Raw genomic sequence first — 8,283 nt, forward strand, 5'->3', positions numbered from 1 at the left:
ACTTCTAACTATCTCCCCAGCTCCCGTTCCAGCCAGCCATACCACCCATCCAGCCCCTGCCCGCTGGTGGCTGACACCTCAAGGATAGCCAGATCATGGCTGACCCGACCCGCATATTCCTTGCACTGGGGCACGTCAAAGGTCAGGTGCGGTAGCAGGTCCACCTTGTTCAACAGCATCAGGCCGGAGTTATGGAACATCTGGGGATATTTCAGCGGTTTATCTTCACCTTCGGTCACCGACAGCACCACCACCTTGTGGGCCTCCCCCAGATCAAAGGCAGCCGGACAGACCAGGTTGCCGACGTTCTCGATAAACAGGATGTCCAACTGGTCCAGATCAAAGGCCTCGGTGGCATGCATCACCATGTGGGCATCCAGGTGACAGCCGGCCCCGGTATTGATCTGCTTGACCGGCACACCGGTGGCGGCGATCCGGCGGGCATCGTTATCGGTCTGCTGATCCCCTTCTATCACCGCACAACGGTACTTCCCAGACAGATCCCGCAGGGTGCGCTCCAGCAAGGTGGTCTTGCCGGAACCGGGGGAAGAGACCAGGTTCAGCACCAGGATTCCCTTTTCCTTGAACAGGGCACGGTTAAAGGAGGCCAGCCGGTTGTTCTTGGCCAGGATATCCTCTTCAATGGTGATTTTTTTGCTGCGATGGGCCTCGTCATGGCTGTGCTGGTGTGGCTGAGCATCGTCATGCAGGTGATCATGGTGGTGATGCTGATCACCGTGGTCGTGATCATGGCTATGGGGATGAGGGTGACTATGGCTTTGATCGCCATGGGTATGTTCATGCTCATGGATATGTTCATGGTCATGGATATGTTCATGGTCGTGATGATGATCAGAATGAGGGCCGCAGCCGCAGGTTGTACACATGAGAAGCCTCCTGAAACAGAGTTGATTGCGACAGTCTTACCGAGGCAAATAACGTTGGTCAAGCGCTAAAAGGCTGCACCCTGTATACCTAATCTGCCCTACAATCAAACTGCAGGCAGTACAGGCGGGCATACTCGCCGTTCAGTGTCAGCAGCTGGTCATGTCGCCCCTCTTCAACCACCCGCCCTTTGTTGATCACCACAATCCGGTCGGCATCCCGCACCGTGGAAAGCCGGTGGGCAATCACCAGGGCAGTGCGTCCAGCCAATAGCCGCTCTACCCCTTCCTGAATCAGGCGTTCGCTCTCACTATCCACGCTGGCGGTGGCTTCATCCAGGATCAGCAGTTCAGGATCAAAGGCCACAGCCCGTGCAAAACAGAGCAGTTGCCGTTCACCTAGAGACAAGTCCCCGCCCCGCTCAGCCAACTGGGTGTCGTACCCCTGCGGCAGCTGTTCGATAAAGCGATCCGCACCCACCGTAACCGCTGCCTGACGCATCCGCTGTGCAGCCTGTTGATCCCCCAGGCAGATGTTAAAACCAACTGTGCCTGCAAAGACAAACGGTTCCTGCGAAACCAGTGCCATACGTCGGCGCAGCTGATCCCGTTGCAACTGACGGATATCAACCCCATCAACCAGAATCTGCCCGCTATCCAGTTCATACATCCGGGACAACAGCCTGATCACGGTAGTCTTGCCGCCGCCGCTCTCCCCCACCAGCGCCACCCGCTCCCCCCTCTGCAGGGTCAGGCTGAAATCAGTCAGCGTCGGTTCATCAGGACGGTAGGAGAAGCTGACATTGCGAAAGGCAACAAAGGGGAAAGAAATCCCCCCTTCCCCGCTTTGGCAAAGGGGGGTGCCCACTTGAACGGGGAGATTTGCGTCTTCTTCCTTTTCATCCAACAAAGCAAAGATCCGCTCCAGCGCAGCCATAGCCCCCTGCATGATACCGTACTTGGCCGAGAGATCCCGGATCGGGCCAAAGAACTTTTCAATGTACTGGATAAAGGCCACCAGGGTACCGAAGGTCAGGATACCGTGCAGCATCTGACCGCTGCCGTACCAGATGATCAGGGCGATGGCCAGGGAGGAGAACATCTCCACAATGGCGTAGAGCGAGGCGTCCCAGGTGATGACCGGCCTGTTGGCCTCACGGTGGGCGTAATTTAATTCTGTAAAGCGGGCCTGCTCCTCACGCTCTTTGCTAAAGGCCTGTACGACGGAGACCGCGCCAAGCACCTCGGACAGGTGACCATTCATCTTGCCCAGCCGGGAGCGGACCTCACGAAAGGCCTGTCGCATATTGCGCCGGAACAGCCAGGCCACAAAGATCAGCGGTGGCAAGACCGTAAAGGTCACCAGCGACAGCTTGATATCCATCCAGAGCATGGCGGCCACGATCCCGGCCAGCAGTAGAAAATCACCGATTACCGACACGATCCCGGCGGCAAACATCTCCCCCAGCGCCTCAACATCACTGGTCAGGCGGGTAACCACCCCGCCGGTGGCAGACCGGTCAAACCAGGGCACCGGAAGCCGCAGCAGGTGTTGAAACAGGGTGGCCCGTAGATCCGCCATTACCCGCTGTCCAACCATCTGCAGTCCATAGACCTCGCCCCAGGTCAGCAATGCCTCAAGTAACAACAGCAGCAGAAACAGGGCAGCCGGACCGGCCAGCTGATCCAGACGGCCGGGGGTGATGGCATGGTCAATGGCGTATTTAAGTAGTAGCGGCTGTGCCAAACGACAGAGGGTGGTAAGGGGAAGCAGCAGCAGAATCCAGCCCACGGTCAGGCGATACGGCACCAGATAGCCCAGAAACCGGCGCAGTAATCGCCCGTCGTAGGCCTTGCCAGCTATGGCATCTTCATGCAGACCACCGTGGTGCATTGCTTACTCCTTCCAAGTCTGAAAAGCTTCGCAGAGCCCCCGATGATTGTCAACTCATTAGCAGGCGCACACCAGCGGTAGAACTCATTTACAACCAAAATTGTGTATTTTGGACAGATGAAGTTCTTTACTGTTTTATCTGTTTTTCAGATTGACGACTAAAACAGCAATAACGTAGGCTATGTGGTATCAGGTTAGGTTAAATGGCTTCGAAAGGATGAGAATCATGGCACCTATCTTTAGCGACAACTCACAATCAATCGGCAACACCCCTCTGGTGAGGCTGAACAAGGTAACCGACGGCGCAGCAGCAACGGTACTGGCAAAGATTGAAGGGCGTAATCCGGCCTATTCGGTCAAGTGCCGCGTTGGCGCCAATCTGATCTGGGATGCGGAGAAGCGGGGGATCCTGAAGCCGGGGGTGGAGATTATCGAACCAACCAGCGGCAACACCGGGATCGCCCTGGCCTATGTGGCAGCTGCACGGGGCTACAAACTGACCCTGACCATGCCGGAAACCATGAGCATTGAACGCCGTCGCGTACTGGCTGCCCTGGGGGCAAATCTGATCCTGACCCCCGGATCAGAAGGAATGAAGGGGGCCATCACACGGGCCGAAGCAATGGCTGTTGCTGAACCAGAGCGTTACTTTCTGCCACAACAATTTAAAAACCCGGCCAATCCACAAATTCATGAACTGACCACCGGCCCTGAAATCTGGAATGACACTGACGGCAGCATTGATCTGCTGGTCTCTGCAGTTGGTACCGGCGGCACCATCAGCGGTATCTCCCGCTATATCAAACAGCAAAAGGGTAAGCAGATTATCTCAGTGGCGGTGGAACCGGCAGAAAGTCCGGTTATCAGCCAGCAACTGGCAGGCAAACCGCTGCAGCCGGGCCCCCACAAGATCCAGGGGATCGGCGCCGGTTTCATACCAGAAACCCTGGACTTAAGCCTGATTGACCGGGTTGAACAGGTAACCGGTGATGAGGCGATCTCCTTTGCCAAACGGCTGGCCCGTGAAGAAGGGATGCTGGTTGGCATCTCCAGTGGTGCTGCGGCAGCAGCAGCGATACGACTGGCTCAACGAGCAGAGTTTAGTGGCAAGACCATTGTGGTTATACTGCCGGACGGGGCAGAGCGCTACCTCTCAACCCCGCTGTTTGAGGACTAGCGCCTCGGAACAGCTCCTGTTTTGCACCACCACACTGGCCTTCACAAGGAATACGCATGCGGCTTAAGGTAACCGTTCCGGTTGATCTCACAACATACCCGAAACTGACATTTAACGGGCTTTTCTATTTTATTGCAGATTCTCTACGGGTTGAGCAGGTTAGAACCACGGTCTACGACGAAAATCAGATCAATTTTTCAACCGGCCTTTTTCGCCTGTTGTGGGATTGGGCACCGCTCTCCACGATCTTTGGCGGAGAAATCCGTTTTCAAACAGATACTCAACGGATACTTATCATAAGCCGCCTGAGCTTTATTGATACCGCAGTTATAGCGTCTGTACTGGTAGGATTGATGGCCTACGTGAACTATCGCGTCTTTTTACTTGGTAAAGGCGATCAGATCTTTTACGTTGTCGCCTGGCTTGGGATTTTAGGCGGAAACATGCTTTTCTCAATCAGCAGGTGGCGACAGTTTATCCGGCAATGTGTCAAAGACGCGGCTGATCGGGTCTATCTGTCAAAAGAGGATATACTTGCCTCACCCGTTAATCGGAGGGATGAATGCCCAACAACACCCTGATCACCGGAGGCGCACGCAGCGGCAAGAGCCGTTTTGCCGAAGAGCTGACCCTCAGTTTAGGCCCGTCACTCTGCTATCTGGCCACGGCCCAGCCTCTGGACGGCGAGATGGATGACCGCATCCATCGCCACCGCCTGCGGCGCGGTACTGCCTGGGAGACCCTTGAAGAGCCGTTGATGATCCCCCAGACCCTGGCCCGGATTGATGGCATCTACAGCGCCATCTTACTGGATTGTGTCACTCTCTGGCTCTCAAACCTGCTGCTGTCCTGTGACGAAAACGATCCTGGCTGCGAAGAGCGGGTTTTAAGCCATGTCCACCGTCTGGCCACCACCCTGCGGGGGATGTCTACCCCGGTGATACTGGTGACCAACGAAGTCGGTCAGGGGATTGTGCCGGAAAATCGTCTTGCCCGGCTCTACCGTGATATTGCCGGACAGGCCAACCAGATACTGGCTGCCAGCTGTGACAGCGTCTATGTCGCCATCAGTGGCATTCCGCTAAAACTCAAATAACGTGAAGGACTGACCATGACCCTGCTTGAAACCACACTTGCCCGGATTGCCCCCCTTGACACCGATCTACTGCAACAGACCCAGGTCCGGCTGGATAATAAGACCAAACCACTGGGTTCACTGGGCCGTTTGGAAGAATTTGCCCGCAAGGTGGTTACCATCAGCGGCAACCCAACCCCTGATCTCTCAAAAAAGGTGATCTTCACCTTTGCCGGTGACCATGGCGTGGTGGAAGAAGGGGTCTCTGCCTTTCCCAAAGAGGTGACGCCCCAGATGGTTTTGAACATTCTGCGCGGCGGGGCCGGGGTAAATGTGCTAGCCCGCCATGCCGGGGCAGAGGTGCGGATTGTTGATGTGGGGGTTGATTTTGATTTTGAGGACTGCCCCGGCCTGATCCACAAAAAAGTGGCCCGTGGCACCCGCAACCTGGCCAAGGGACCGGCCATGACCCGTGATGAGGCCCTGGCAGCCCTGGCGGTCGGGATTGAACTGGCTGACCAGTGCAAACAGGATGGGATCGGACTGGTGGGGACCGGTGAGATGGGGATCGGCAACACCACCCCTTCATCAGCCATCATCGCCGCCATTGGCGGTTTCTCGCCGGAGCAGGTTACCCATCGCGGTACCGGTATCAATGACCAGACCCTGCAGATCAAGATTGCAGCTATCCGGAAAGGACTTGATCTCAACCGTCCCGATCCGGCTGATCCGCTGGATCTGCTGACCAAGGTAGGCGGGCTGGAGATCGCCGCCATTGCCGGGCTGGTGCTGGGCTGCGCTGCCAACCGGATTCCGGTGGTGGTGGATGGCTTCATCTCCACTGCCGGGGCGTTAATCGCCTCCGAGCTGCACCCCCAGGCACGTGACTACCTGTTTGCCGCCCACGAGTCGGTTGAAGTGGGGCACCGCTTCATGCTTGACCGGATCGGCTGCAGACCGATTCTTGATCTTGACCTGCGCCTTGGTGAAGGAACCGGTGGTGCCCTGGCCATGCACCTGATTGAGGCCGGGGTCAAGATCCTGCTGGAAATGGCCACCTTCGAGCAGGCCGGAGTCTCGGAAAAACAGGAGTAATCCCGGATAATGCAAACGGACCGAACCAGCCCTGCACCCCTGCTTCGTCACACTCGCACACATGGATTGCGGCGCTGGCTCCCCTGCCTGTCAGCCTTCAGTCATTACAAAGGCGCGACCTTCCTGCAGGATCTGGGGGCCGGGCTGGTGCTTGCCACCCTGCTGGCACCGGTTGGGATGGGCTACGCCGAGGCTTCGGGCCTGCTGCCGATTTACGGCCTGTACGCCACCATCATACCACTGATGGCCTACGCCATTTTTGGACCAAGCCGGATTCTGGTGTTGGGACCGGATTCTGCCCTGAGCGCGTTGATTGCGGCCACCGTCCTCCCCCTTGCCGCCGGTGATCCACACCGCGCCGCCGGTCTGGCCGGAATACTGGCGGTGATTACCGGCGTTATCGCCATTCTGGCAGGCCTGTTCAAATTTGGTTTTGTCACCGACCTGCTCTCCAAACCGATCCGCTACGGCTACATGAACGGCATTGCGCTCACGCTGCTGTTCAGCCAACTTCCCAAACTGCTTGGCTTCTCAGTGGACGGCAGCAGCCTCTTCAGTGCCGCCCAAGGCCTGTACCGCGGCCTTTCCGCAGGCAGGCTCAACAGTACCGCCTGTATCATCGGTGTTTGTTGTCTGATCATCATTCTGTCGGCAAAACGCTGGTTCCCGCGCCTTCCAGGGGTATTGATCGCCGTGGTGGGGGCAACCCTGGCAGTGCTGCTGCTTGATCTGGCAGCAACCGCACATATTGCGGTGGTGGGTGCATTGCCACAGGGCCTGCCAGGCTTCAGGGTTACTGCTCTCTCGCTGAATGAATTTCTGACCCTCTGCTCGGGAGCAACCGCCATCGCTCTGGTCTCCATTGCAGACATGAGCGTCCTCTCCCGGATCTATGCAACGCGGGGAAACTATTACGTTGACGCCAATCAGGAGCTGGTGGCCCTTGGTGTTGCCAATGTGACAACCGGATTTTTACAGGGCTTCCCGGTTAGTAGCAGCTCATCCCGCACCCCGGTGGCGGAATCTGCCGGTTCCAAAACACAGGTAACCGGGCTGGTGGGGGCCGCCTGCATCGTGCTGCTGCTGCTCTTTGCCCCTCGCCTGCTCTATTATCTGCCCATTGCGGCCTTGGGAGCCGTAGTCATATCGGTCTGCACCTCCATTATTGAGATAAAGGAAGTTCGCAGACTTTACCAACTAAGCCGCGCCGAGTTCGTACTCTCCATGGTCTGCTTTCTGGGGGTGGCGGTGCTGGGGGTGGTACAGGGGATCTTCATCTCGGTCGGGCTGGCACTGGCCGGATTTATCTGGCGGGCCTGGCGTCCCTACGCGGCTGTTCTGGGACGGGTTGACGGACTGAAAGGGTATCACGACATCAGCCGCCACCCCGAAGGAAGACGGATTCCGGGACTGGTACTGTTTCGCTGGGATGCCCCGCTCTTCTTTGCCAATGCCGAGATCTTCCGGGAACAGGTCCTGAAAGCGGCAACTGAGGCGCCTACCACCACCAGCTGGCTGGTGGTGGCCGCTGAACCGGTAACCGACATCGATATTACCGCCGCCGATATGCTGGCTGAACTGGACAACGAACTGCTGCAGGCCGGCATTACCCTCTGTTTTGCCCAGATGAAAGGGCCGGTCAAAGATCGCCTGAAATCCTATGATCTGTTCTGCAAGCTGGGTCAGGAGAACTTCTTTCCCACCATCGGCCAGGCGGTTGACCATTACCTGCAGCAACATCAAGTGGCGTGGATTGACTGGGATGAACGGGTGATTTCAGACGCCAGCCATGACGCACTTTGAACCTTAAAACGGCAGTTAGCCACAGAGCAACTGTGTTCTCTGTCAAGTAGTAACATTTAGTTAGCCATAGCTGGCTTCCACTTTTGACTGGTTTTAATCATGGCGTTTAAAATGGTCAGTAGCTTTCTCATGCATGCTACTATCGCTACTTTTGGCACTTTGCCAGCCTCTTTCAGTCGCTTATGGAATGCCTTGATAACCGGGTTGAAACGTGTTGCCGCAAGAGTGGCCATGTAAAGTACGCTTCGTATATCGGCTCTGCCACCACTGATACAGCGTTTGCCTCTGAAGTGTCCGCTATCTCGGTTATAGGGGCAGACACCGACAAGTGCGCTGATTTTTTTACGGTTCAGCG

General features: G+C 56.7%; 8 protein-coding genes. 5 read left to right on the forward strand and 3 right to left on the reverse strand.

Annotated elements, in window-relative coordinates:
• Nucleotides 1–8 precede the first annotated feature (8 nt).
• Both hypB and B5D39_RS15345 read right to left on the reverse strand, forming a co-directional pair.
• A complete protein-coding gene (gene hypB / locus B5D39_RS15340) occupies nucleotides 9–887 on the reverse strand; it encodes a hydrogenase nickel incorporation protein HypB (RefSeq protein ID WP_078791340.1) in 879 nt (292 codons plus the stop codon).
• A gap of 88 nt (nucleotides 888–975) precedes the next feature.
• Nucleotides 976–2,778, reverse strand: coding sequence for an ABC transporter ATP-binding protein (locus B5D39_RS15345; protein WP_078791341.1), 1,803 nt, complete (start codon nucleotides 2,776–2,778; stop codon nucleotides 976–978).
• 226 nt (nucleotides 2,779–3,004) lie between these two features.
• Between B5D39_RS15345 and cysK the strand changes: the two genes are divergently transcribed.
• The 5 genes from cysK to B5D39_RS15370 are packed head-to-tail and all read left to right on the forward strand — an operon-like array spanning nucleotide 3,005 to nucleotide 7,928.
• Nucleotides 3,005–3,955 carry a cysteine synthase A gene (gene cysK, locus B5D39_RS15350; RefSeq protein WP_078791342.1) on the forward strand — a complete coding sequence of 317 codons (951 nt, stop codon included), beginning with the start codon at nucleotides 3,005–3,007 and terminating at the stop codon, nucleotides 3,953–3,955.
• 56 nt (nucleotides 3,956–4,011) lie between these two features.
• Nucleotides 4,012–4,536, forward strand: a complete 525-nt coding sequence (locus B5D39_RS15355; protein ID WP_078791343.1) for a hypothetical protein — start codon at nucleotides 4,012–4,014, stop codon at nucleotides 4,534–4,536.
• Complete coding sequence (gene cobU / locus B5D39_RS15360; protein WP_078791344.1) at nucleotides 4,518–5,051, forward strand: bifunctional adenosylcobinamide kinase/adenosylcobinamide-phosphate guanylyltransferase; 534 nt, start codon at nucleotides 4,518–4,520, stop codon at nucleotides 5,049–5,051. Before B5D39_RS15355 ends, cobU begins: the two co-directional genes overlap by 19 nt.
• Nucleotides 5,052–5,066: 15 nt before the next feature.
• Entirely contained in the window at nucleotides 5,067–6,125 is a 1,059-nt protein-coding gene (gene cobT, locus B5D39_RS15365) for a nicotinate-nucleotide--dimethylbenzimidazole phosphoribosyltransferase (RefSeq protein WP_078791345.1), read from the forward strand.
• 9 nt (nucleotides 6,126–6,134) lie between these two features.
• Nucleotides 6,135–7,928: a SulP family inorganic anion transporter gene (locus tag B5D39_RS15370; RefSeq protein ID WP_078791346.1), complete on the forward strand. Its 1,794-nt coding sequence runs from the start codon at nucleotides 6,135–6,137 to the stop codon at nucleotides 7,926–7,928.
• A 56-nt stretch (nucleotides 7,929–7,984) separates the two neighbouring features.
• On the opposite strand, the gene B5D39_RS15375 is transcribed toward B5D39_RS15370, so the two are convergent.
• On the reverse strand, nucleotides 7,985–8,283 hold a 299-nt coding region (locus tag B5D39_RS15375; RefSeq protein WP_139366628.1), incomplete at its 5' end, for a transposase.

It is taken from the genome of Trichlorobacter thiogenes, assembly GCF_900167465.1.
GTDB lineage: Bacteria > Desulfobacterota > Desulfuromonadia > Geobacterales > Pseudopelobacteraceae > Trichlorobacter > Trichlorobacter thiogenes.